This is a genomic window from Yersinia kristensenii (assembly GCF_900460525.1).
Classification (GTDB): Bacteria; Pseudomonadota; Gammaproteobacteria; order Enterobacterales; family Enterobacteriaceae; genus Yersinia; species Yersinia kristensenii.
On sequence record NZ_UHIY01000001.1, the window covers coordinates 3,477,939 to 3,502,732 of the forward strand.

Consider the following 24,794-nt stretch of genomic DNA (forward strand, 5'->3'; position numbering starts at 1 on the left):
TCCGCATTTAACAAAATGGCTTATCGTCTCGACATAAGAATCGATACACAATTAGACATTAACTCTCGGTAATTATAAGTAAAGTTGATTAAAGTCGTGTAATAACTCGGTAGTGTCCGGCAGATGCGAGACAAGATCTGGCTGGGAATGGTGAGGAATATCTTCTTTCAAACGGCAGCCGTGATAGGGGCCACGGCGCCTAAGCAACTTTATATTCAAAATACGCGTTTATAGGGTTTTACAATGACTGAGTGATATACCCCAGCAGCGACATAAGGGTCTTGTTCAGCCCAAGATTCAGCCTCGTGTTGCGATTCAAATTCAGCTATCACGGTCGAACCGCTGAACCCCGCAGCGCCAGGGTCAGCACTGTCGATGGCGGGATTAGGGCCTGCGGTCAATAAACGGCCTTGATCCTGTAATGCTTGTAAGCGCGCCAAATGTGCCGGGCGCACGGACAGCCGCTTCTCCAGTGAATCAGGAACATCGGTCGCAAAGATTATGTACAGCATGTTTCACCTTTTAAATGTATATACTTCAATATGATGATCTGTGTTCCATAACACCATGTTCTATCCATAAATTCAATAATGTGCATAAAGGACGGCATCTAAAATTATCGGGCGAATACACGGGTCATTTATAATGAAATAAAATGATAACTAAGCGTAAATGGAAAGTGTTATTGCGTTAGTTTTGCCGTTTAAAGCATCATTTAAGACCTATTGTTGAGATAGTTTGCAGAAGCTTATTGAATATGATTGCTATTTGCATTTAAACTTGGCTGCATTAGAGGACACTGAATTATTATGCAGCTAAATAAATTTTTCTTGGGTCGACGGGTGACGTGGCCACTTGTATTTTCAGTAGGGCTACATGGCAGCGTTATTGCAGCGCTGCTGTATGTATCTGTAGAGCAAATGAATATACAGCCAGAGATAGAAGACGCGCCACTGGCTGTCACTATGGTGAATATAGATACCTTCGCGGCCCCCCAACCAGCGGCGGCGGAGCCACAGGCCGAGCCGGAACCTGAACCCGAAGCTATTGAAGAGGCACCGCCAGAGCCAGAAGTGTTGCCAGAGCCGGTGCCAGTCCCGCTCCCAGAACCGGTGAAACCTAAGCCAAAACCAAAACCGGTGAAAAAAGAAGTCAAAAAGCCAGACGTGAAGAAGCCGGATGTTAAAAAGACGGTTGCCCCACCGGATGACAAACCGTTTAAGTCGGATGAGCCAGCACTGGTTTCTACCAATGCACCGGTAAAATCTGCACCTAAAGCAGCGGTGCCGGGGGTATCAACATCGGATGGGCCAAGAGCGCTCAGTAAAGCGAAGCCTAATTATCCCGCTCGGGCACTGGCCTTAGGCATTGAAGGGCAGGTTAAAGTACAATACGACATTGACGACGATGGTCGAGTGACCAATGTGCAGGTCTTGGAAGCCACTCCGCGCAATACCTTTGAGCGCGAAGTGAAGCAGGTGATGCGCAAATGGCGTTTTGATGGTTCGGACAAAAATCGCGTAACCACGATCGTGTTCAAAATTGGTGGCACGACGGAAATGAACTAAGTCAGTGATATTGCTGTTTGGCGGTGTCTATGCTGCAATAATGTCACGCTGCAATAAAAAGGGTCGCTTTATAGCGACCCTTTTTACATGTTACCGGATAACTTTACGGCTATTGTGTCGCGCCAACTTCAAAATTTCTGCTGCCTTCCGGTAAGGCGCGGGCTTTACCGGCATCATCAACGGCCACATAGGTGAATACCGCTTCAGTAGCCTTATAGCGCTGCCCGATAGGCTCAGAAGAGACTTTTTTCACCCAGACTTCAATATTGATGGTAATAGAACTGCGGCCGGACTTAATGCAGCGGGCATAGCAGCAAACCACGTCACCCACGGCAACTGGTTTGAGGAAAGTCATGCCATCAACCCGCACAGTGACCACTCGGCCTTGGGCTATCTCTTTAGCTTGAATAGCCCCGCCAATATCCATTTGTGACATCAACCAGCCGCCGAAAATATCTCCGTTGGCATTGGTATCGGCGGGCATCGCAAGGGTACGAAGTACCAGCTCACCGTTAGGTAATACTTGTTCACCGCGAGATAATAACTGCTCACCGCGAGGTGATGTTTGTTCCTGGGTCATCTCTGCCTACTATTTTAAATTATGACTTTTTCTGTTCTTCTGGCATATGTTTGTAGATATACACACCGCTGATGAGTGTGAATATCAGCGTTAAAGCCGTTAAGCCAAAGACCTTGAAATTAACCCAAATATCTTGTGGTAACCAGAAAGCGACATAGATGTTCAGTAACCCGCATACTAAGAAGAACACCGCCCAAGACAGGTTCAATGTCGACCAGACGCTATCGGGCAAGGTCAATTCTTTACCAAGCATTCGCTGGATCAAAGGTTTTTTCATAAACCACTGGCTGACAAGCAATGCGACGGCGAACAAAACATACAGCACGGTCACTTTCCACTTAATAAATAAGTCACTGTGGAATGCCAGCGTCAAGGTACCAAATACCAGCACCATAATGGCGGTGACCAGTGTCATTTTTTCGACTTTGCGGTATTTGACCCAGGTAAAGGCCAGCGCTAACAATGTGGCGACAATCAGTGCCCCTGAGGCGACAAAAATGTCATACATTTTGTAGAAAACGAAAAACACGACCAATGGGAGAAAATCTAAAAGTTGCTTCATGAATCAATCCATCATTTATACACCACCTGACTATACCGGATTCAGTGAGGTGAGGGTACCTGCGACAAAACACTATTATCCTTAATTATCTGCGGGAATGCGCGCTCTGCCAGAGGAATTTGCAGAAACTTACGATAAACACGTAACAGATTTTGTCTGTATATTGCCAGTCAGCCACTAACCCAGCATTATAAGCAACAGATATTGGGTTAAAGCTTGTGGAGTCACTATGCAGAGGAAATCACTCCGGTATTGGATGCCGGGTTTGACCCAATTAATGGCTTATGAACGTGTCTGGCTTAAGCCAGACATACGAGCCGGGTTGTCGGTGGCGGCAGTGGCATTACCCATCGCTATTGCCTATGCGGAATTGACCGGCGTTAGTGCTGCCGTTGGTTTGTATTCATGTATTTTGCCGATGATTGCCTACGCTTTTTTTGGTTCATCGCGGCAATTGATTGTCGGGCCGGATGCGGCTACCTGCGCGGTCATCGCGGCGGTGGTTGCCCCATTGGCGGCAGGGAACAGTGAGGTTCACTGGCAGCTTACCATCATGATGACGCTGATGATGGGGACATGGTGTTTGGTGGCTAGCCGCTTCAAGCTGGGAGCGTTGGCGGATTTATTGTCGCGGCCAATACTGACCGGCTTACTCAATGGGGTGGCGGTTACCATTATTGTTGATCAATTGGGCAAGGTATTTGGTTTTATGACTCGCCCACCTCAATTGATTGAGCGGGTTTTGGCGCTGCCGCATAATTTGATTAACAGCCATTTACCCACTGTCGCGATTTCATTACTGACTTTTGTGGTGCTGTATGGCGTCAAGTGGTTACGGCCTAATTGGCCCGCGCCTTTGTTGGCGATTATCATGGCGACCTTCGTCTCTTGGGCTGCCAATATGCAGCAATTTGGTGTTGGGGTGGTAGGGGGTTTTGACGGCGGTTTGCCGATGGTGCATTGGCCAGATTTCCAGCCCGGCCTGTTACGTGACATGGTGATCCCGGCACTCAACCTGGCGGTAGTCAGCTTTGTCAGTATGATGCTCACCGCCCGCAGTTTTGCGGCGAAGAATGGTTACGAAGTAGATGCGGATGTCGAGTTGCGCGCGCTCGGTGTCACCAATATTGTGTCTGCTTTGTCTCAGGGCTTTGCCATCAGTGGGGCCAGCACCCGCACCGCGGTGAATGATGCCAATAATGGTAAGAGCCAGTTAGTCTCTATTATCGCCGCTTTAGTTATCGCCATGGTGTTGTTTTTCTTAACTCGCCCACTGCAATATATCCCGATAGCAGCACTGGGCGTGGTGCTGATTTATGCCGCCTGGTCTTTGCTTGGTTTTAGGAGCTTATGGCAATTACGCAAACGTAATACGCAAGCTTTCTATTTGGCGATTTTTACTTTCGTCAGTGTAGTATTGGTCGGCGTTATCAGTGGCATTGGTTTGGCGGTATTGCTGGGCTTATTACAATTCTTGCGCACCGTTTTCCGCCCGACAGAGCAATTATTGGGGGTGAATGCCGATGGCATGATCCATTCAATGCGCAGCGGCAATGGGATTAAACCAGTACCCGGCGTGATGATTTACCGTTTTAACTCGCCACTGACCTATTTCAATGTCGCCTATTTTAAACGGCGCATTCTGAATCTGGTCGATAGCACACCACATCCGGCCAATTGGGTGGTGATTGATGCAGTCGCGAGCTTTACCTATGCGGATATCAGTGTGTTGGCGGCGATTGATGAACTTAAACGCGACTTAAAACAGCGCAATATTAAGCTGATATTGGCGGGGCGGCGCACTGAACTGACGCGCTGGTTCCGGATTAATCGGCTGAAAAGTCATGATGATGACCTAATTTTGGTGCCCGATCTCTATTTAGCCCTCAAGCTGATTCAGAGTAAACAGCGGGTGGCAGAGAGAGAGGAACCTGTTGGCGAGCCGGAAGTCAGTTGATTTAAATCGGCTCAATTGCAGACAACTTTATCGCAAACAACAAAAAGGGCCGTAATGGCCCTTTTTTACTATTATCTGACTGATATTTATACGGTAGTATCGGTCGGGCGCAATAACATATATAAGCGGAACAAATACACCAGCAATAATGCGGAAACCAGATTACTCAGTGAAGCTAAAACGACACTGGCAATGGGCGTCGGCAATACCGTCAAGTGATTGACCAAATACAGTAAAATCAGTTTGGCCGCTATCCACAGCATCATTGCTGGCACAATCAGCCGTACATTGGCAAACGCCAATTTAGTACTGGCTTTCATGGCGGCAAAAACGCCTATTTTTTCTGTCGTGACGATAGCGGGTGACAGGGAAAGTGCGACAGCAATGACGATACCCGGCACGATAAACAGGGTTATTCCCAACTGAATTAACAAGGTGCCAATAAACATCAGCAGCAGTAGGCGGGGTAAAATAGGCAAGGAAATGCCAATTGCCTGCAATGCGCTAACACGACGGCCTTGAGAAACCATAGAAATCAGCGTCAACATACCACCGACTAACAATACATTACCCACTAATGCTGAGAAAGTGGCCGCCGCTGACACTTTGAGCAGCACAATCTGTTGCTCTGGCGTGAGTTGCGCCACTAATTCTGTAATGCTGATATTGCCTGATGATGCGAAATCATTTTCTGTGGAACTTAAGGTACTCAGTTGTTCAGTATCAGGGATAAATGCCTGATTTAACATGACGGTAATGAACGCAGTCAGCAGCGCCAGCAACAGAATGGCGGGTAGCTGATTGCGTAAAAAGTTAAAACTGTCACGGTATAAAGTGTTAGCCGTGATAGGCATGAAAGCTCCTTGGGATGAAAAAATAGCGCTTAGCCGATGATTATACCTTGTTATGGCGCGCTGTGGGATCCTGTCATTGGCCAACAGCGGATTTCTTCTACTCTAATTATCTGGATGTTATCAACAGGTAACGGTGGCAAGCCGTAGTGGGCACGGGCGCGGTCACAATCCGGATTGTGAATCCCGGCTTCCCCCGACGGTTCAAATTCATGACAAGGAGAAGGGCGCTGACCATAGATTGAACAAGAAACAGACTGACCCACCTCTCCCTGAAGGGCGGTGCAGCGCGGGGATTTGCAGTTAGTGCCGGACATACAGCTAATAAAGGGAGTGACTTGCTCGGTCATGGTAGGGGGAACTGTGCCGCCGCCATCCTGGCCTTCAGCCCAATAAAATGACACTCGAAAATAGGCACAGCAGGCCCCACAACTGACACACGGATTTATTTCAGCGCTCATCTTTAATCTACCGCTCCTTACAAAGTAAACAGCCAACCGATCACGATTTCACACATATGACATCCAAGCATAGCAGCATCACCACTGTTGTCTTTTTCAGCAATGGCTGTGAGCACAATTTGATGTAAACAGCCATTTATGATCCAGATCAATTTCAATGTTATTAAGGAATTAAATAACCCTACTTAATTTAGGATTTATCCAAATTGTTACGAAAGATGTGATCTCGATTGGATCATGAATACTTATTTGTAGGTATATTCTGTTCGCGAATATACCTACAAATGGAATGGATAATGAAAAAAGTCACTTTGGCATTGTTAGCCGTAGCAACTCTGACATCGACTGCGGTAAGTGCGCACCAAGCGGGCGATTATATTTTCCGGGCAGGGACGGCAACTGTCAGACCCAATACAGGTTCTGATGATGTATTAGGTTATGGTTCCTTCAAAGCGGATAATAATACCCAGTTGGGCCTGACCTTCAGCTATCTGGTTACTGATAATATCGGGGTCGAACTGTTGGCCGCGACGCCGTTCCGTCATAAGGTTGGCCTTGGGCCGACCGGCGATATTGCCGAAGTTAAGCAATTGCCACCGACATTAATGGCACAGTATTATTTCCGTGATAAACAAGACAAACTGCGCCCGTACTTGGGGATAGGTCTGAACTACACCACTTTCTTTGATGAGAAATTCAACAATACCGGCACTTCTGCTGGTTTGACGGATTTAAGTGTTAAAGACTCTTGGGGAGTGGCCGGTCAGGCCGGTTTGGATTACATGGTCAGCGAAAACTGGATGGTGAATATGTCTGTCTGGTGGATGAATATCGAAACTGACGTGAAATTCAAAGCCGCGGGTCAAGAACAAAGTATTCATACTCGCCTTGATCCATGGGTGTTTATGTTCGGCGCGGGCTATCGTTTCTAATTATCCTTCATCCTTGGCGTTACAGTGATGTTAGCTGCGTTCACTTACCTGAATCACTGACTTGTAGTTGACCTTACTGGCTGTAACACCAATGACTTTGGCTAATATTTTTCGTTTTTAGCATCAATAGGCGGGGAAATGTACCGAATGGATCGTAACGGCGTAAGCCGTCGGCGTGCCCATCGGTGCAGTCGCCCCGCCAGTCTCCAGACTATAATAGGTGCTTACTCACACACAATTACCTGATAAGCATTTGATCACTAACAGATTTCACCCCAGGTACGCCACGGGTAATCTGTACCGCGCGGTTTGCATCCTGACGCGAGCTAACAAAACCACTCAACTGAACCCGCCCTTTGAACGTCTCAACACTGATTTCAGTCGATTTTAGATTCTTCTCACCCAGCAGCGCAGATTTCACTTTCGTCGTCACCACAGTATCATCCAGATAACCACCGGTTCCTTCCGATTTTGCTGTCGGCGCACAAGCAGATATTGCCATCGCCATCACCACTGCAATACATAAGGCTGCCAAAGTCTTAAAAATCTTCATAAATGACTCTCCATGTTTAGCTCAAAGTATTATTAACGCATATTTCACTCAGGGGTGCTGACACTCTCCGCATCCTAAATGTAAAAAAATGCTTAGTGTGTTACACATTATTAGTATTGGTTATGAATGTCTTTTATACAAATTTATGCTGAATAGAGCGTGAGAAAGGTATTGAAAATAAGGAAGAAAGCGCCTGAGTCGGTGACGTCATCAGGCGCTCTAAGGGCACTAGCTGCGGGTCGCTGCTTTCATTTTAGTCACAAAACTCGCCAATTGGGCGAGCATCTCAGTGGGCTGAGAGAGATTGTTTTCAATGATTTTTACAATCGCAGAACCTGAAATAGCGCCTGCTGCTCCAGCCTCCAGGCTGATTTTCACCTGCTCCGGTTCTGAAATACCAAAACCTTGCAGGGCTGGCGCGGCATGGTATTCACGCAGTTTATCTATTAAATGATTCAAGGGCAGATGGCCATGGTGTTCCGCACCGGTCACCCCTGCACGAGAAAGCAGATAGGTATAACCGCGGCCATGAGAGGCTATTTCCCGCAATAAATCATCATCTGCATTCGGCGGGCAGATAAAGATAGGCGCAATTCCGTGGCGCAAGGCCGCCGTTCGGAAGGGCAGTGACTCTTCAAACGGCACGTCAGCAATCAGCACCGAGTCGACACCCACATCAGCACAGCGCTGATAGAAAGTATCAATTCCGTTATGGAAGACCAGATTTGCATACATCAGCAGCCCAATAGGAATAGTGGGGTGCTTTTTGCGGATTTCGGCCAGCATCTCAAAACAAATGCTCGGAGTCACACCGGCGGCGAAAGCGCGCAGCGCCGCGTTTTGAATCGTCGGGCCATCCGCCAATGGGTCAGAGAAGGGAATACCCAGCTCCAAGGCATCGGCACCGGCGGCAATTAAGGTGTCGATAATCTCTAAAGAAAGCGCTGGTGTTGGGTCACCCAGTTGCACGAAAGGCACAAATGCGCCTTCTTTTTTGGCGGCCAATTGTTGGAAAAGCTGTTGATAACGCTCCATTAAATTTCTCCCCGTGCTTTCAGGATATCGTGAACGGTGAAAATATCTTTATCACCACGCCCGGACAGATTCACCACCAGTATCTGTTCTTTTTCTGGTGATGCTTTAATCATTTTCAAAGCATGCGCCAGTGCATGGGAAGATTCCAATGCCGGGATAATCCCTTCTTTACATGACAGTGCTTTAAACGCCTCCAGAGCTTCGTCGTCGGTCACTGAAACATAATCCGCGCGCCCAATGCTGTTCAAATAAGCATGTTGTGGCCCGACAGACGGGAAGTCTAAACCAGCAGAAATTGAGTAAGATTCTTCAATTTGACCATCACTGGTTTGCATCATCGGCGATTTCATGCCGAAGTAGATACCCACTTTGCCGTGTTTGAGTGGCGCACCATGTTGGCCGGTTTCGATACCCAGCCCGGCCGGTTCTACGCCAATCAGGCCCACGCCCGGCTCATCGATAAAATCAGCAAACATCCCAATGGCGTTAGAACCGCCACCGATGCATGCCAGCACCGCATCTGGCAGGCGGCCTTCTCTGGCCAGCATTTGCGCTTTAGTTTCTTCGCCAATCATCCGTTGGAATTCGCGCACAATCGTTGGGTAAGGGTGCGGGCCTGCGGCGGTTCCCAGCATATAGTGGGCGGTTTCGTAGCTACCAGACCAGTCACGCAGGGCTTCATTACACGCATCTTTCAGTGTCGAGGAGCCACTGTGCACTGGGATAACTTCGGCTCCCATCAAGCGCATACGAAATACGTTGGGTGACTGGCGCTCAATATCTTTAGCGCCCATATAAATGCGGCATTTTAAGCCGAGCAGGGCGCAGGCTAATGCTGACGCCACACCATGCTGACCGGCACCGGTTTCAGCAATGATTTCTGTCTTACCCATGCGTTTTGCTAATAAAGCTTGGCCTAACACCTGATTTGTTTTGTGCGCGCCGCCGTGCAACAGGTCTTCGCGTTTCAGATATAACTTGGTTTTAGTCCCCGCGGTCAAATTTTGACACAGGGTCAGAGCGGTGGGACGCCCGGCATAGTTCTTGAGCAAATCCTGAAATTCCGCCTGGAACTCAGGGTCTAACTGAGCACTGACAAAAGCCTCTTCCAATTGCTTTAATGCTGGCATCAGAATCTGGGGGACATACATGCCCCCGAACTCGCCAAAATAGGGATTCAATGTGGTCATTTTTCTGTCCTTTATATACCCGTCATCTTTCAAACTGCAGGTGTGTTGGCTGCACTTGCTAACCCGAATCACTTACTTGTGTAAGCTCATCGGGATTATCTTGCTTACCGCCTTCCTGCATCTTGAAATCTATTGGGTATAGGGTTAACCCAAATGTGTTTATGATTTAATAGGTGCGTAATGTCTGGAATACCGCGGCAATCTTTTGGGGATCTTTAATGCCGGGGGCACTTTCGACACCGGAATTGAGATCCAGGCCAGCGCAGCCTAATTGCGCCGCAGCACCGCAGTTATCCGGCCCCAGCCCGCCTGCCAGCAGGACATTGTCCAATGGCTGACCGGCTAATAATGACCAGTCAAAGCGTTGGCCGGTGCCCCCCTGGCCATTATCCAACACATAGCGCTCGACATGCAGTAAGTTGCGCGCTGGCACAGTGTCACTGACACTCAATGCTTGCCAAATCTGGCAACTGGCGGGCAATACCTCCCGCAGTTGGTTGATATAGGTTTGATCTTCATGCCCATGCAATTGCACGGCGGTTAGCGACAGGCGCTCAGCTGTTTGTTGTATAGTCTCGACTTTAGCATCACGGAACACACCGACATATTTTAGCGGCGCACCACTAATCACGGTGCGGGCCTGCGCAATATCCACATAACGGGGTGAATTTCCGACAAAAATCAACCCGCCATACACTGCTCCAGCTTGGTAAGCCGCGGCGGCATCTTGGGCGCGGGTCAGACCGCAGACTTTATTCTCGCCCAGTAATACGCGGCGTACCGCGGCATTCAGGTCGGGTTCAGACATCAACGCGCTGCCAATCAGGAACCCGTTGGCAAAGTGGCCGAGTTCGCGCACTTGTTGGTAGGTATTGATGCCGGATTCGCTGATGACCGTCACGTTTTTGGGCAAGCGGGGGGCCAGTTCACGGGTGCGATCAAGGCTGATAGATAAGTCGCGTAAATCTCGGTTATTGATACCGACGACTTTCGCCTCTAATGCAATGGCTCTTTCCAGCTCTTCGGCATTGCTGGCCTCGGTCAACACGCCCATGTTCAGGCTATGAGCCACGGCGGCCAGTTGACGATAAGTTTCATCATCCAGGACAGATAACATCAGCAAAATAGCATCAGCCTGATAAAAACGGGCGAGCTGAATTTGGTAAGCATCAATAATAAAGTCTTTGCACAATACCGGTTGAGTTACCACGGCACTGACTTGCGGCAAGAAATCAAAACTGCCCTGGAAGTATTTTTCATCCGTCAGAACCGAGATAGCCGAGGCGTAATTTTTATAAACTGCCGCAATCTCTGTCGGGTTAAAATTATCGCGAATAACCCCCTTGGATGGCGATGCTTTTTTGCATTCCAAAATAAACACGGTTTTGTCGCCCTGTAGCGCGTGATAAAAATCGCGCTGGCTCGGGGTAATGCCATTTTGGAAGCTGGCCAGAGGTTGTTGCAATTTCCGCGCGGCAACCCAGATTTCCTTATCGCGCACTATTTTGTGAAGTACGGTTTCCTGCATGATTTTATCCTCTTGCTGCCAGAGCGGTAACACGTTCAAAAGGCCGACCGCTGTGAATCATTTCCAATGCTTGCTGCGCGTTGTGGCGCAGGTTTTCTTGCCCGTGTAACTTCAGCAATAACGCCACGTTAGCCGCGACGGCTGCCGCGTGTGCTGCTTCACCCTTACCTTGTAACAACCGTGCTAAAATGTCACGATTTTCTTCCGGTGCGCCACCTTGCAGTGAGCCAAGTTCATAGCGATTTAAACCAAAGTCTTCGGGCGCTAATTCGTAGCTTTCAATATGGCCGTTATTTAGCTCCGCGACCTGTGTCGGCGCATGAATCGCCACTTCATCCATTCCACCGCCATGCACCACGGCAGCGCGTTGATAACCCAAGACTTTAAGGGTTTGAGCAATCGGCAACACCAGTTCAGGGCTATACACACCAATCAATGCCAACGGCGGGCGGGCGGGGTTAATCAATGGCCCCAACACATTAAACAGGGTGCGGGTTTTCAACTGTTGGCGAACCGGCATCGCGTGGCGAAAACCGGTGTGATACTGCGGCGCAAACAGGAAGCAAACCCCTAACTCATCCAAGGCCAGACGCGATTGTTCGGCGCTCATGTCGAGGCGAATACCAAAGGCGGCCAGCAAGTCTGACGAGCCAGATCGGCTGGAGACACTGCGGTTACCGTGCTTGGCCACTTTCACCCCACAACTGGCGGCGACAAAGGCGCTCGCAGTGGAAATATTAATGCTGTTGGTGCCGTCGCCGCCGGTACCGACAATATCGGCAAACAGGTAATCGGGGCGCGGGAAAGGTTGCGCATCGGCTAATAAAGCTTGTGCGGCACCGGCAATCTCGGCGGGGGTTTCGCCCCGTACTTTCATGCTGATTAATGCCGCAGCCAATTGGCTGGCTTCCAGTTCGCCGCGCACAATCGCGGCAAATAATAGCTGGCTTTCTTGCTGGCTCAGAGACTCGGCGCAGAACAGTTTTTCTAATAACAATTCTTTTGGTAATAGATTGTGCATCTGATATTCCTTAAATATTCAGCCCCAAAGAGTTGGGCGTTACAGCTAACACTCTTGCGGTTATACGCGCGAAGGGGATAGCGCCCAGTCTAAGGTTTGCTCCAGCAACTTGGCCCCATGGGTGGTTAAAATCGATTCTGGATGGAATTGATAGCCACATACCCGATGGGCATCATGACGAACCGCCATCACCATTTCGCCAAAACGGGCGTTAACGGTTAATTCTGCTGGGATATTACTGCCGACTAATGAGTGGTAGCGGGCGACCGGTAACGGGTTCGGCATTCCTGCAAACATGCCGCGTCCGTCATGTTCAATGGCTGAAGCTTTACCATGCAATATTTCGCCGGCCTGACCGACATGGCCGCCATAGGCTTCAACAATGGCTTGATGACCAAGGCAGATACCGATAATCGGCAACTGACCGCGTAAGCGCTGTAACAACTCCGGCATACAGCCCGCTTGTGCTGGGGTGCCGGGGCCGGGTGACAGCATCAGCACCGGTTGCTCGAGCTGTTGCAAGCGCTCAATAATGGTGTCAGCGGCAATGTGGTTACGGTAAATCACCACGCGATGACCACTTGAGCGCAGTTGGTCAACCAGGTTGTAAGTAAAGGAATCGATATTATCGAGCAGCAAGATATCGGCCATTAAATTCTTTTCCATTAGAACACCTCCCTGGCATGGTGTGCAGTGGCAATCGCCCGTAGAACCGCGCGGGCTTTATTACGGGTTTCATCGGCTTCCGCCTGTGGGATAGAATCGAGTACTACACCGGCACCCGCTTGTACCGTGGCGATCCCGTCTTCAACATAAGCCGAGCGAATCACAATGCAGGTATCCAGATCGCCATGGGCGGTGAAATAGCCCACTGCACCGCCGTAACTGCCGCGACGCGATCCTTCACTGCCAGCGATTAATTGCATCGCCCGGACTTTTGGCGCGCCACTTAATGTCCCCATATTCATGCAGGCTTGATATGCATGCAGCACATCTAAATCGTGGCGCAATGTGCCCACCACGCGAGAAACCAGATGCATAACAAAGGAGTAGCGGTCAACTTTGGTTAAATCTGCCACGTAACGGCTGCCCGGCTCACAGATGCGCGCCAGGTCATTACGGGCTAAATCCACCAGCATCAAGTGCTCCGCCAGTTCTTTATGGTCGGTACGCATTTCCAGCTCAATACGGCTGTCTAAATCGCGGTCCAGTTCACCATTAGCACGGCGGCCACGAGGGCGCGTACCGGCGATCGGATAAATTTCAATCTGGCGATTGGTCGCGTCGTATTTCAGTGCGCTCTCTGGTGAGGCACCGAACAGCGAAAACTCATTATCCTGCATGAAGAACATATACGGGCTTGGATTACTGTCTTTCAGTGTTTGGTACGCCGCCAGTGGCGATGGGCATGGCAGTGAGAAACGGCGCGACGGCACCACTTGGAAAATCTCACCTTCGCGAATGGCTTGCTGTAATTCACTGACCACTGCGCCGTACTCTTCATCCGATTGGTTACACTGTAACGCCATTTCCGGCACTGATTGGGCGGGAATAGGCTGTGGTGCTTGTTGCAATTGGTGGGCAAGTTGTTCTAAACGGGCCGCTAAACGCTGGTGCTCGCTGTTATCCGGGGTGAACAAGCTGGCTTGTAAACGGGTAGAGCGGTGTTGGTGATCCAGCACCAATAATGTCTCGGCTAAATAGAAGCAGAAGTCCGGGCAGCGCTGGTCTTGGCGCAACGGCGGCAAGTTTTCAAAACCGGCGACCAAATCGTAGGCAAACAAACCACCAATGAACATGGCTTCCCGCTCTGCCAGTGGGGAGTCGACCAGCTTCAGCAGCAGGCGCAAAGCATCAAAAACGGATAACGCCTGTAAGCGAGAGTCTTCATCCTGCACATCATTAATGACGGGAAAAGTTAGTTCACGGCCATTCGGGCGGACTTGAATCTTAACTTGTGCTGGCAATGCTGAGTCCAACAGCGGTAATAAAGACGCGCCATTGCGTGTCAGCGCTTCTATCGTCACTTTCTGCCCTAGCGCGGTGATACGCAGGGCGCTGTCTACAATGAGCAGACTTTTCAGGTTTTGTTTGCTGGTTACTTCCGCAGACTCAAGCAGAAGTGTTGCTGGCCGTGCGCCACAGAGTTGGTGAAACAGTGCGGTTGGGTCATCACGGTAACACCCCGTGGTGGTCAATAACTGTAAGGTAGGGCGCGAGGTTTGCATTATTTGTCGTTCCTGAAAAAAGTGATTACGCCGAAATCTGTCCATAAAAAAACCCGCTATTAGCGGGCTGAGCAATCTGCACTGTCGAATGACTGATATGCGCGATTACACCGCCCGAGAGAGGGAGATGTGCCACCAACGCAGTAAGGAAATCAGGGAAATTTTCATTATCAGTCACTCTCTATTATTGCTTTCATTGTGCTGTCTGAGGTTCCGATCAGCATCTTGGTATCTCGTGAACTTGTGTACTAGTTAACTGGTTCACGCGGTGAATGTCAACCCCTGAATGAGGGTTTTTTAATAAACTCTTTTATCTGGGTATTAGTCTTAATGGTCGGGAAGCTAACTAAGATTGATTAACGTTAATGTCACATTAGCGAGTACAATAGTCAGCCACGCTTTTTCCGGACTCATGTTTTGGCTAATAAATCAGTTTTGACTAATAAACCCGTTTCGTCTGATAACACCACATCACCTGACATGGCTGATTTCACTGATGTTGTCACCTCAACGGCCTTTACACTCTATGATTTACATAGCCACACCACGGCATCGGATGGTTCGTTGAGCCCCTCGGCGTTGGTGATAAGGGCGGCGCAAATGCGCGTAGGTGTATTGGCGATTACTGATCACGATACCACCGCAGGGTTAGCCGAAGCCGCCGCGACCATCGAGCAACAGCAATTACCCATTAGGCTGATTCCCGGTGTCGAGATTTCCACCTTATGGGAAAACCACGAGATCCATATTGTGGGATTGGGCATGGATATCCAGCATGGCAGTATTTGCCAGTTGTTGAGTGAACAATCAGAGCGCCGCTATATTCGAGCGCAGGAGATAAGCGCTCGGTTGGCAAAAGCGCGCATCCCGGGTGCCTGGGAAGGGGCAAATCGCTTAGCCGAAGGCGGCCAGGTGACACGAGGCCATTTTGCCCGCTATCTGGTGGAGTTAGGCCTGGCCAGCAATGTCGGTCAGGTTTTTAAAAAGTATTTGGCCAAAGGCAAGACCGGTTATGTTCCTGCTCAATGGTGTACAATAGAACAAGCTATTGATGCTATTAAGCAATCTGGTGGGCAGGCCGTACTGGCGCATCCTGGGCGTTATGATTTAACGGCGAAATGGCTGAAACGGTTATTAGCGCATTTTGCTGAACATGGCGGCGATGCGATGGAGGTTGCCCAGTGTCAGCAGGCACCCCATGAACGGGCACAACTTGCTCAATATGCACGCGACTATAATTTACTTGGATCCCAGGGGTCTGATTTCCATCAACCTTGCTCCTGGATTGAGTTGGGCCGCAAATTGTGGCTACCCGCTGGGGTAGAACCGGTATGGCGTGATTGGCTGCAAGAGAGCTAACCCACTCGTACGTTGAATGATAAGGTAGAATCATGAGTCAATTTTTTTATATTCACCCGGAGAACCCGCAACCGCGGTTAATCAACCAAAGTGTTGATGTGTTACGCAAGGGTGGTGTGGTGGTTTATCCGACAGATTCGGGTTATGCCCTTGGCTGTCGATTAGAAGATAAAGCCGCAATGGAACGTATTTGTCGTATTCGTCAATTGGATGGAAACCATAACTTCACGTTGGTATGCCGTGACTTGTCTGAGCTATCAACTTACGCCTATGTTGATAACTCTGCGTTTCGGTTAATCAAAAATAATACTCCCGGCAATTACACCTTTATACTGAAAGCGACAAAAGAAGTGCCTCGGCGTTTGATGAATGACAAACGCAAAACTATCGGTTTGCGTGTGCCGTCTAATCCTATTGCGCTGGCATTGCTGGATGTATTGGGTGAGCCGCTGATGTCGACTACATTGATGTTACCGGGCAATGATTTTGCTGAGTCTGATCCAGAAGAGATCAAAGAAAATTTGGGCAAACAAGTGGATTTAATTATTCACGGCGGTTCTTTGGGCCAACAACCGACCACGGTGATTGATTTAACTGATTCCTCCCCAGAAGTTATCCGCGAAGGTGCCGGAGACGCCACACCATTCCGCTAATCGGCCGCAGGTTATAGCTATTGTGGTTGATAACTGTTGTGAATGTTATACGCGTGTTGGATACGCTAATCAGCTTGTTTTGAACAGCAAGTATCCAACGCGCTTGCCCGATACTCCCCCAAACTCCGACAAACACTCCTACTCCTGGCTGACTTCTTTAGTATCCGGCCTTTTTCTTAAAAAACGAGTCGTCATCCTAATGCATTAGAGTTGCTTAATGAGTCACGGCTTCTGCTACCCTTTTATTCACACCCCATTCCAACCTTAACGCCAATATGAATAAAATTCATTTTAACATTGATTTAATTTTATATATCCAATCTGCTTTGTTTGTTGAATAATATTTAAATTCAATGGGTTATCCTTATCGTCTGAAGGTGCCATTTCTGCCTTTCAATGTCTAATATTAGTTATCCTTCAATATTGACGGGCTACTTTTTCTTGCGACTAATTTGTTATTGATAATTAACTTTATATTTTTTTGATTATTTAATTGATTTTTTTGAATGGTTATTTTTAAGACAGATCCAATGTAAATTTAATGGTAAATATATTTACATTTATATTTTTTAATTTGACGATCTTTTATTCTAAGCTTTAAGTCATTCGTTAGTGTAATATTCTGTTAAAGTGGTTTATGTTGGGTGTGTTGGTCATATATATCGTGTTTCTGGGATTTCTGATCATATGTACCAAAAAAACTTGCTTTTTCTATATACTTGGACAATTCTTGTTAAGAGTGATTCGTACAATGAAACATCTAAAGTTAAATATAACATTCCGCCCAAATTTCATTCGTCTGCGTTTGGGTTAAGAAACATTTCTTTTATTTTATCTTATTGATAAATACCTATGATGGGTTACTGAATTAAAATAAAAACAAGGCTGTTTTGTATAAGGTTATTATACTTTTATAAGATTATTCTTATGCTTGTTTTGTGTTTAATTAATTGATATTTATAGTTAATCTTTTATGTTGTCATCATATGTAGGATTGTTCCTACATATGTGGTCTCCACCTCCTATATATCTACATAACCTCATACGTTTATCATTGTTATTAATGATGCAATATCAGACTTAAGGTATACACCAGTTAAAGCTCACCAGCTTAATTACTTTTTGATTAAGTGAGAAGTATTGCTCGTTAATTATAATCCATAATACATAGAGAAAATTGAGAGTTTTATGAATCGAGTATTTAAAGTCATTTGGAATAGTGCTTTAGGCCGTTATGATGTTGCATCTGAGTTTTCTAAATCAGTAAAGAAAGCTAAGTCCTCTTGCTCAGGTAATGTCGATACGACTTTAGGTTTAGCGACACCATCTCGTCTGAGCCAGATAGCTATTACCTTGATGTTCACCTTCGGGGCGAGTGCTGCCTTTGCTGCCAATGTTAGTGTTCCAGTATTTACACCTGAAGCTCAATTTGAACAGACATTCACCGGTCCAAATAATACTTTGTCGGGGAATTTTAGCAATATTGCACGTGGTGATTCTGGTTTTAAAAACAGTAAGTTAGGTGATATTCCTCCGGGGAACTTCCTGTATGGTGCAGAGAATCTGATCAGCAAAAATATTTTCAGTTTAGGCGATATGGTGACTGAAACCTTCCTTGATCCTAAAGGAACGGGCGCATTAATTACTATTAATGTGTATAGCAGCCCGGCGATGTCAATTAAACCACTGGCTAATTTTGTGGTGCCGGTTTCTTATGCGGTGGGTGAAAATGGCCAGTATGTAAACCGTAACTTATTCCATGTGCAAGACAGCAGTGACCTGACAGTGAATGTTGGTAGCACCGCAGCGGGCTGGGTTAATGAAAGCACCAACTACTTTAACGCCATTCTTAAAGGCGGCTTGAAAAGCCAACCTGAAGTAACAACCTCTTCAGGATTTTATGTTGACTCTACTGCATCTACTCAGGATACAGTTTTAAATTATAATTCTAAAACAGTCGTCAATCTGGGAAATAACAGTAACAACATTCGTGATAGCAGCACCTCAGTGGCAAACGCGGTACTTGATGACTTTACTGGTACATTCACCAGCCCTTATTTAGGTGCGCAGAATGTTCAAAATTTTGCTGATTTCCAGCAATACAATAATGCGTTGATCGCCGGTATTAAAAGCGGCGCGATTGTACTGGACAGTAAAGGCTATCAGGCTGAGTTGGCGCGTGCCTATTTCACCACTGGTTCCAGTACTGCACCCAAAGTCACCCCTATCTATCTTGATATGGGTATTGACGCCAACGACGCAGTCAATCACATCATTGATTCTAGTCGCGTTGCCTTTATTCATGGTGATGGTCAGCGCGCCGTTGTGAATATAGGTGCCGATGCCAATATTCAAGCTTTTAATACTGACATTTCAGTGGTGCGCTTGAATGATGGGGCAACTTTGAATAATGCGGGGACATTAGGTTCAGCCGCCGCCAGTGTTCGTGGGACCAATATTATATTTGCGACTGACAGTACCGTCATTAATGAGGCCACTGGGGTTCTGGATGCAGGGACTAACCCTGACATGTTGGATTTCAAATCTACCCCGACCGCCACATTGCCACTGAATGTCGCCAGTGGGAGTCATACCGCGATTCTGGCGAATGGGGCCTCTTCAGTGACTAACAATGGTGTCATAAATACTGCTTCACGTGGGACCAGTGTTTATACCCGCGCAGCTATCATTGACGGTACCTCAACCTTCGTCAATAACGGCAATATCAACATTGCGGCAACAGTAGATATATCGCCTGCTGCAGGGTATCTGAACGAAGGGGTGAGTGTTCAAAAAGGCTCTACTTTTACCAATAATGGCACTGTCTATATTGGCCGCCAAGCTCAGCGGTCGCTGACCGATGCAGTGGTCGATCTGGCTATTAAGACCCCGTCTTATGCCGTCAGATTAGTGCAAGATCTGGTTAATCTGAGCAATATCGCCACCTTTACCAATAATGCGACCGGCAAAATTATCGTTGGCAGCAAAACTGAAAACGCGACAGCTATTGATGCACAAGGGGTGAGAACAGCGGTTAATCAGAACGGTACCATTGAGCTAAATGGTGCTGGTGCGACCACGGGACAAAATGCGGGTCAGAACATTGGTATTTCCTCCAGTGCCAATGCCACCAATGTTTTCAATAATGGCGATATCGTCATTAATGGTATCAATACCGTCGGTATGAAAGTGCTGACCAACAGTTCTGCTACCAACAGGGGTCATATTTATGTGAATAGCGGGCTTGACCCGTTAACCAATTTGGCCAACTACGGGATTCAGGCAGTAGGTGTGGGTGCGGTCGCTAATCTTTCCGGTCAGGTTAATCTGACGGGCGACGGGGCGATTGGGGTGGTTGCGGAAGATAAAGGCACCATTAATGTTACCGGTAATGGCCAGGTTGAGTTTGTCTCTGGTACCAAACAAGTCGGGTACCTGATTTACGGTGCCGGTGCTAGCGTCAATAACACCGCGATGGGGGCTGAAACTGTTTCAACTGAAAGCTCGACTTTATATCGCGTTGATAAAGGTGCCAGCTTTGCCGGGACCACGGCGTCGACTATGAATGCCACGGGCAAAAACTCGTCGCTTATTCAGGTTACCGGTGCTGGCAGTAGCTTTAGCTCTGGCGCATTAAACATGGTTCTCTCTGGTGAGGGTGCTACAGGGGTCAAAGTCGAGGGTGGCGCGACGGGTATCATCACAGCAGATGCAACTTTAGAACTGAGTGGTAACGGGGCGACTGCCGGTATCGTCGATGGTAAATATTACGGATTAGACGGCATCGCAACCAGTGCTACCGGCAAATCAGTTCTGACCAGTTCAGCGGTATTGACTACCGGTAACACCGCTTCCGGTGCCTATGGCTATATCGCCCGTAATGGCGGTGAGCTTATCCATAAAGGTTCTATTGATTTTACTCAGGCTGGCAGCACCGGTGTATTGGTGAATGGCGGGATCCTGACCAACGAAAACAGCATTTCCGTGAATGGCACTGCGGTGAATATTCAGGGTGCTAACTCAATAGTCAATAACTCGGGCACGGTTACCGCGACTGATGGTACCGCTGCTTTCTTGTTAGGTTCAGGATCAAGTTTGACCCTGTCTGGCAATGGTGTGACTAACGCGGGCGGCACGGCTCATGGCGTATTGCTTGATACCGGCGCTACCGCACTGACTGTTGACGGCGCGACTATCGCTATGATGGCGGGCAGCACCGGTAATGCTATTGAAAACAAAGCAGAAATTACGGGTATCCAATTAAAAGATACTAACCTGACAGTAGGTAATGGCGCGGGTATCCGCACCGGGGCCTCTCTGGCGGCGACCAACTCTGGCACGATCAATGTGAACGGCAGTGGTACCGGTATTTTGTTCGCCAATACGGGCGACGTTATTACTGATAACACGCTGGACATGTCCGATTCGGCTGACCTGGTGATTAACGTCAATTCAGCTGCCGGTAAAGGGATTGTTACCAATTCCCGTCAGGATCTGAAAACCGGTGCCAGTGTGAATGTGAAAAATGCTGCTGGCGGCGCGGCCTTGATTGTTAAAGGCACGACTGGCCGTGTTGAGCAGTCCGGCAAACTGACATCCCAGTCACTGACTAGCCCAGTGGTTGATATCAACAATGGCAATGTTACTAGCTTCGTCAATAGCGGCAGTATTCATGCTAACAGTGCAGCGCAGCAAGCCGTGTTAACCAACACCGGCAACGGCGTGGCCTTCACCAATGAAACCGGCGGCAGCATTATTGGCCAGGTCAATTTGTTGGCGGGTAACAATACAGTGACCTTGATGCAAGGCAGTGAAGGGACTGACTTTACCACCGGCAGCGGCAATGACGCTTTCATTCTGAAAGGACTGACATCAGCGGATACTGGCGTATTCAGTTCACTGAATGGCGGAACCGGCACAGATACTGTGACCTTTGATAGCTCGGTGTATACGCTGAAAGATGCTGATGCTATTCAGAATATGGAATACATCGACCTAATCAATAACTCCACACTGACACTGGACAATGTCCTGTTGGCGCTGGGTAATGCGAAAGATGACAATGCCAACACCGGTTTTAACTTGGGCGACGGCAGTCTGTTGCAGGTTAACAATCTGAATGCAGTGAGCTTTAACAGCAAACTCAATGGTCTCGGTACTGTTGCGGTCGATACCGCAGGAAAGGCGTTTAACTTTACCGCCAATGCGGCACAGAATGCTTTTAATGGGGTTCTGGCATTAGGCCACAGCACTTTTGATCTGGCCGCTGATAACACTGCTGCATTGGTGAATGCGACTCTGAAATTGGGTGCTGACAGCATCACCACGGTAGGTGATGGCGTCCAAACTATCGGCGGGTTGGCTTTCGACGGTGGTACGGTGAAATTTGACACCGGAACACCGGGTGAGACCGTAGCGAAAAGCACTATCCATACTACAAAAGAGATGGATTTGCTGGGTGCAGGGATCGTAGAAGTGAATATCGGCAGCATCGATAATAGTCAAACTCCGGTGAATCCTGTGCTGCCAATTCTGGAGCAGGATGATGCTAATACCCTATTGCAACTGGCGGTGAGTGATGTTGCGGTACAAGGTAATGGGGGCAATCTGGTGTTGAAAGACCAGTATGGCAATATTATTACCGATGCCACCACGGCAGATATTGCACAGAACGGCACCACGGTCGCCAAAGGCACTTACGACTATCGCCTGACCAGTGGCGTAAATAACGATGGTTTGTATGTGGGTTACGGTCTGACTCAGGTTGAGTTGTTGGGCAGTGGTGCTGATGCGCTGTCACTGTATGCCACCAATAAAACCGGCCCGGCCGCCGATTTGAGTGCCAAAATTACGGGGAGCGGTGATTTAGCGATTGATACTGGCGCGGGCGATACCGTGACACTGTCTAATCTGTTAAATGATTACACCGGCTCTACCGAGGTGCGCAGCGGTACCTTACAAATGTTGAATGATAATGTGTTGGGGAATACCTCACTGTTATCTTTGGCAGCAGACACTAGTTTTGATATGAACGGCCACAGCCAAACCGTGGGCGAATTAAATGGTACCGCAGGTTCATTATTGAACCTCAACGGTGGCAACCTGACGCTGAGTCATGGGGGCATTTCAAACGGTGAACTGGCCGGCAGTGGCGAGTTGACGATTGCCGCTGATGTGCTGACTGTTGACGGCGCTAACACCGGTTTGAGCGCAGTAACGACCATTACCAGCGGTGCAGAAGCGGTGCTGAACAATGCAGCAGGTCTGGGGAATGGTAATATTGTCAACGCCGGTCTGTTGACACTGAAAGGTGCAGCCGGTCAGTTGGTGAATGCTATTAGTGATGCAGGTAGTGTGGTGTTGCAAGATAACAGCGACATTAACGCCAGCGGCGATAACAGCTTGTTCAGTGGCCTGTTTGATATCAACAATGGCAGCCAGTTAGCGGTTTCTCAGGCGGCAAATCTGGGCAGCGCGTCCGTCACCAATAATGGTTCGCTGGTCTTGAACTCAGCCACCGATTGGGCACTGGCTAATAGTGTTATCGGCACCGGTAGCTTGACCAAAAATGGCGCAGGCACAGTTTCGTTAACATCAACCGCCGCTTATACCGGCCAAACAGACATTAATGCTGGTGGGATTATGCTGGGCAGCAATGCCAACCCAATGACACTGGCTAGTCAGCAGGTGAATATCGCCAGCGGTGCTTTCATGGGCGGTTTTGGTAGTGTAGCGGGTGCAATTGATAACAAGGGTTCCTTGTTTGTCGGCAACCCAACCGCGCCAGTGACCTCAATACTGAGCCGTCTGGCACCTGCCAGTAATGTATTTACCGTCGGAACGAATTTAACCAACAGCGGTACTGTGTTTATCGGCAACAAAACCAGTAATGGTACCGGCACTACCGGCAATCAATTGGTAGTGAATGGCAACTATGTGGGTAACAACGGCTTGCTGCATTTCAACACCGCGTTGGGTGATGATAACTCCGCCACGGACAGCATGATAGTCAACGGCAACACCAGCGGAACCACCAATGTTAGTGTGGACAATGCGGGTGGTTTGGGTGCCCAAACACTGAATGGTATTGAACTGATTCAGGTGAATGGTCTGTCAGAGGGTGATTTTGTGCAAAGTGGCCGAATTGTGGCGGGTGCATATGATTACAGCTTGAAACGCGGCGTGGGTCAGAATGCCACTAACTGGTATCTGAGTAGCTTGAGTAATTTGCCGGTTGATCCTGAAATTCCAGTTGATCCAGAAAATCCAGTCGGCCCAGAGGAAGAAATTAAGCGTCCTGAAGCCGGAAGCTATACAGCTAACCTGGCGGCAGCTAACAATATGTTTGTCACCCGTCTGCATGATCGTTTAGGGGAAACTCAATACATTGATGCCCTGACTGGCGAGCAGAAAGTGACCAGCATGTGGTTGCGCAATGAGGGCGGGCATAATCGTTCACGTGATACCAGCGGCCAACTGAAAACTCAAAGTAATCGCTATGTGATGCAATTGGGTGGCGATATCGCGCAGTGGAGCAACAATGACCTGAACCGTTTACATTTAGGTGTGATGGCCGGTTACGGTAACAGCAAAAGCAATACTCGCTCGAAATCCGGCTACCAGTCTGATGGTTCCGTTGATGGTTACACTGCGGGTGTCTATAGCACTTGGTACGCCAATGACGAAGATAAGTCTGGGTTGTATGTTGATGGTTGGGCGCAGTACAGCTGGTTTAACAATACGGTGAAAGGCGAAGGTCTGGCGACTGAAGAGTACAAATCGAAAGGGATAACCGCCTCGGTAGAAAGTGGCTACACCTTCAAGATTGGTGAGAATAAGTCTAAGAACGAAACCTACTTTATCCAGCCAAAAGCACAGATCACTTGGATGGGTGTGAAGGCTGACGAGCACCGTGAAGCCAATGGCACACAGGTAAGTGGCGAGGGCGACGGTAATATCCAGACACGTTTGGGCGTACGTTCTTATATGAAAGGGCACCACGAAAGTGATAATGGCAAGGATCGCGAGTTCCAGCCGTTTGTGGAAGCTAACTGGATCCACAATACCAAAGACTTCGGTACCAGCATGAACGGAGTTGACGTGAAACAAGCTGGTGCGAAAAACATCGGTGAGTTGAAACTGGGTGTTGAGGGGCAACTGAACAAGCAACTGAATGTCTGGGGTAACGTAGGCCAGCAATTAGGTGATAAAGGCTACAGTGATACTGCCGTAATGTTAGGGGTTAAATACAACTTCTAATCGATTATTAGTCCTGATAAATAACGGTGCTTCGGCACCGTTATTTATATATTGTAA

The 24,794-nt window shown here is 48.3% G+C and carries 16 protein-coding genes, 1 pseudogene and 1 other annotated feature; of the genes and pseudogenes, 6 read left to right on the forward strand and 11 right to left on the reverse strand.

What is annotated here, in order from left to right; genetic code table 11:
- Positions 1–215 precede the first annotated feature (215 nt).
- Positions 216–512: a YciI family protein gene (locus DX162_RS15960; protein WP_004390887.1), complete on the reverse strand. Its 297-nt coding sequence runs from the start codon at positions 510–512 to the stop codon at positions 216–218.
- 297 nt (positions 513–809) lie between these two features.
- Here DX162_RS15960 and tonB point away from each other — a divergent pair, with 297 nt between their 5' ends.
- A complete protein-coding gene (gene tonB / locus DX162_RS15965) occupies positions 810–1,568 on the forward strand; it encodes a TonB system transport protein TonB (protein ID WP_004390886.1) in 759 nt (252 codons plus the stop codon).
- Between the two features lie 109 nt (positions 1,569–1,677).
- Here tonB and yciA read toward each other — a convergent pair whose 3' ends face one another.
- Together yciA and DX162_RS15975 are read right to left on the reverse strand one after the other, a co-directional pair.
- Complete coding sequence (yciA, locus tag DX162_RS15970; protein WP_004390885.1) at positions 1,678–2,148, reverse strand: acyl-CoA thioester hydrolase YciA; 471 nt, start codon at positions 2,146–2,148, stop codon at positions 1,678–1,680.
- Positions 2,149–2,167: 19 nt separating this feature from the next.
- Positions 2,168–2,710 carry a septation protein A gene (locus DX162_RS15975; RefSeq protein WP_004390884.1) on the reverse strand — a complete coding sequence of 181 codons (543 nt, stop codon included), beginning with the start codon at positions 2,708–2,710 and terminating at the stop codon, positions 2,168–2,170.
- A gap of 229 nt (positions 2,711–2,939) precedes the next feature.
- Here DX162_RS15975 and DX162_RS15980 point away from each other — a divergent pair, with 229 nt between their 5' ends.
- The gene (locus DX162_RS15980) at positions 2,940–4,667 is read left to right on the forward strand and encodes a SulP family inorganic anion transporter (RefSeq protein WP_032819950.1); all 1,728 of its coding nucleotides are present in this window, start codon (positions 2,940–2,942) and stop codon (positions 4,665–4,667) included.
- An 86-nt stretch (positions 4,668–4,753) separates the two neighbouring features.
- On the opposite strand, the gene DX162_RS15985 is transcribed toward DX162_RS15980, so the two are convergent.
- The gene (locus DX162_RS15985) at positions 4,754–5,521 is read right to left on the reverse strand and encodes a YciC family protein (protein WP_004390882.1); all 768 of its coding nucleotides are present in this window, start codon (positions 5,519–5,521) and stop codon (positions 4,754–4,756) included.
- 50 nt (positions 5,522–5,571) lie between these two features.
- Positions 5,572–5,979, reverse strand: a complete 408-nt coding sequence (locus DX162_RS15990) for a YkgJ family cysteine cluster protein (protein ID WP_032819949.1) — start codon at positions 5,977–5,979, stop codon at positions 5,572–5,574.
- Between the two features lie 296 nt (positions 5,980–6,275).
- On the opposite strand from DX162_RS15990, the gene ompW reads away from it, so the two are divergent.
- Positions 6,276–6,911, forward strand: coding sequence for an outer membrane protein OmpW (gene ompW / locus DX162_RS15995; protein ID WP_072076376.1), 636 nt, complete (start codon positions 6,276–6,278; stop codon positions 6,909–6,911).
- A gap of 238 nt (positions 6,912–7,149) precedes the next feature.
- Here the strand turns inward: ompW and DX162_RS16000 are convergent, their stop codons facing one another.
- The 6 genes and pseudogenes from DX162_RS16000 to DX162_RS16030 form a co-directional block, all read right to left on the reverse strand.
- A complete protein-coding gene (locus tag DX162_RS16000) occupies positions 7,150–7,464 on the reverse strand; it encodes a BON domain-containing protein (protein WP_004390880.1) in 315 nt (104 codons plus the stop codon).
- A gap of 228 nt (positions 7,465–7,692) precedes the next feature.
- The gene (gene trpA / locus DX162_RS16005; RefSeq protein WP_032819948.1) at positions 7,693–8,499 is read right to left on the reverse strand and encodes a tryptophan synthase subunit alpha; all 807 of its coding nucleotides are present in this window, start codon (positions 8,497–8,499) and stop codon (positions 7,693–7,695) included.
- The gene (gene trpB, locus DX162_RS16010) at positions 8,499–9,689 is read right to left on the reverse strand and encodes a tryptophan synthase subunit beta (protein WP_004390879.1); all 1,191 of its coding nucleotides are present in this window, start codon (positions 9,687–9,689) and stop codon (positions 8,499–8,501) included. Before trpB ends, trpA begins: the two co-directional genes overlap by 1 nt.
- A 166-nt stretch (positions 9,690–9,855) precedes the next feature.
- The gene (gene trpCF / locus DX162_RS16015) at positions 9,856–11,217 is read right to left on the reverse strand and encodes a bifunctional indole-3-glycerol-phosphate synthase TrpC/phosphoribosylanthranilate isomerase TrpF (protein ID WP_080548296.1); all 1,362 of its coding nucleotides are present in this window, start codon (positions 11,215–11,217) and stop codon (positions 9,856–9,858) included.
- 4 nt (positions 11,218–11,221) lie between these two features.
- A pseudogene (gene trpD / locus DX162_RS22600) lies at positions 11,222–12,889 on the reverse strand (bifunctional anthranilate synthase glutamate amidotransferase component TrpG/anthranilate phosphoribosyltransferase TrpD).
- A 14-nt stretch (positions 12,890–12,903) separates the two neighbouring features.
- Positions 12,904–14,466, reverse strand: a complete 1,563-nt coding sequence (locus DX162_RS16030; protein WP_004390876.1) for an anthranilate synthase component 1 — start codon at positions 14,464–14,466, stop codon at positions 12,904–12,906.
- A 43-nt stretch (positions 14,467–14,509) separates the two neighbouring features.
- Positions 14,510–14,610, reverse strand: a sequence feature (Trp leader region).
- 273 nt (positions 14,611–14,883) lie between these two features.
- Here DX162_RS16030 and rnm point away from each other — a divergent pair.
- The 3 genes from rnm (at position 14,884) to DX162_RS16050 (ending at position 24,737) form a co-directional block, all read left to right on the forward strand.
- Positions 14,884–15,825 (forward strand): RNase RNM, encoded by a 942-nt coding sequence (gene rnm, locus DX162_RS16040; RefSeq protein WP_032819947.1) that lies wholly within the window; start codon positions 14,884–14,886, stop codon positions 15,823–15,825.
- 32 nt (positions 15,826–15,857) lie between these two features.
- A complete protein-coding gene (locus tag DX162_RS16045) occupies positions 15,858–16,478 on the forward strand; it encodes an L-threonylcarbamoyladenylate synthase (RefSeq protein ID WP_004390873.1) in 621 nt (206 codons plus the stop codon).
- 1,188 nt (positions 16,479–17,666) lie between these two features.
- Positions 17,667–24,737, forward strand: coding sequence for an autotransporter outer membrane beta-barrel domain-containing protein (locus DX162_RS16050; RefSeq protein WP_004390872.1), 7,071 nt, complete (start codon positions 17,667–17,669; stop codon positions 24,735–24,737).
- Positions 24,738–24,794 lie beyond the last annotated feature (57 nt).

Excerpts from the sequence above, each read along its gene's own strand:
- DX162_RS15980 (WP_032819950.1), top strand. The coding sequence starts at position 2,940 with ATGCAGAGGAAATCACTCCGGTATTGGATGCCGGGTTTGACCCAATTA.
- tonB (WP_004390886.1), top strand. The coding sequence starts at position 810 with ATGCAGCTAAATAAATTTTTCTTGGGTCGACGGGTGACGTGGCCACTT.
- DX162_RS15990 (WP_032819949.1), bottom strand. The coding sequence starts at position 5,979 with ATGAGCGCTGAAATAAATCCGTGTGTCAGTTGTGGGGCCTGCTGTGCC.
- DX162_RS15960 (WP_004390887.1), bottom strand. The coding sequence starts at position 512 with ATGCTGTACATAATCTTTGCGACCGATGTTCCTGATTCACTGGAGAAG.
- trpA (WP_032819948.1), bottom strand. The coding sequence starts at position 8,499 with ATGGAGCGTTATCAACAGCTTTTCCAACAATTGGCCGCCAAAAAAGAA.
- trpB (WP_004390879.1), bottom strand. The coding sequence starts at position 9,689 with ATGACCACATTGAATCCCTATTTTGGCGAGTTCGGGGGCATGTATGTC.
- DX162_RS15975 (WP_004390884.1), bottom strand. The coding sequence starts at position 2,710 with ATGAAGCAACTTTTAGATTTTCTCCCATTGGTCGTGTTTTTCGTTTTC.
- ompW (WP_072076376.1), top strand. The coding sequence starts at position 6,276 with ATGAAAAAAGTCACTTTGGCATTGTTAGCCGTAGCAACTCTGACATCG.
- DX162_RS16000 (WP_004390880.1), bottom strand. The coding sequence starts at position 7,464 with ATGAAGATTTTTAAGACTTTGGCAGCCTTATGTATTGCAGTGGTGATG.
- DX162_RS16030 (WP_004390876.1), bottom strand. The coding sequence starts at position 14,466 with ATGCAAACCTCGCGCCCTACCTTACAGTTATTGACCACCACGGGGTGT.
- DX162_RS16045 (WP_004390873.1), top strand. The coding sequence starts at position 15,858 with ATGAGTCAATTTTTTTATATTCACCCGGAGAACCCGCAACCGCGGTTA.
- yciA (WP_004390885.1), bottom strand. The coding sequence starts at position 2,148 with ATGACCCAGGAACAAACATCACCTCGCGGTGAGCAGTTATTATCTCGC.
- DX162_RS15985 (WP_004390882.1), bottom strand. The coding sequence starts at position 5,521 with ATGCCTATCACGGCTAACACTTTATACCGTGACAGTTTTAACTTTTTA.
- DX162_RS16050 (WP_004390872.1), top strand. The coding sequence starts at position 17,667 with ATGAATCGAGTATTTAAAGTCATTTGGAATAGTGCTTTAGGCCGTTAT.
- trpCF (WP_080548296.1), bottom strand. The coding sequence starts at position 11,217 with ATGCAGGAAACCGTACTTCACAAAATAGTGCGCGATAAGGAAATCTGG.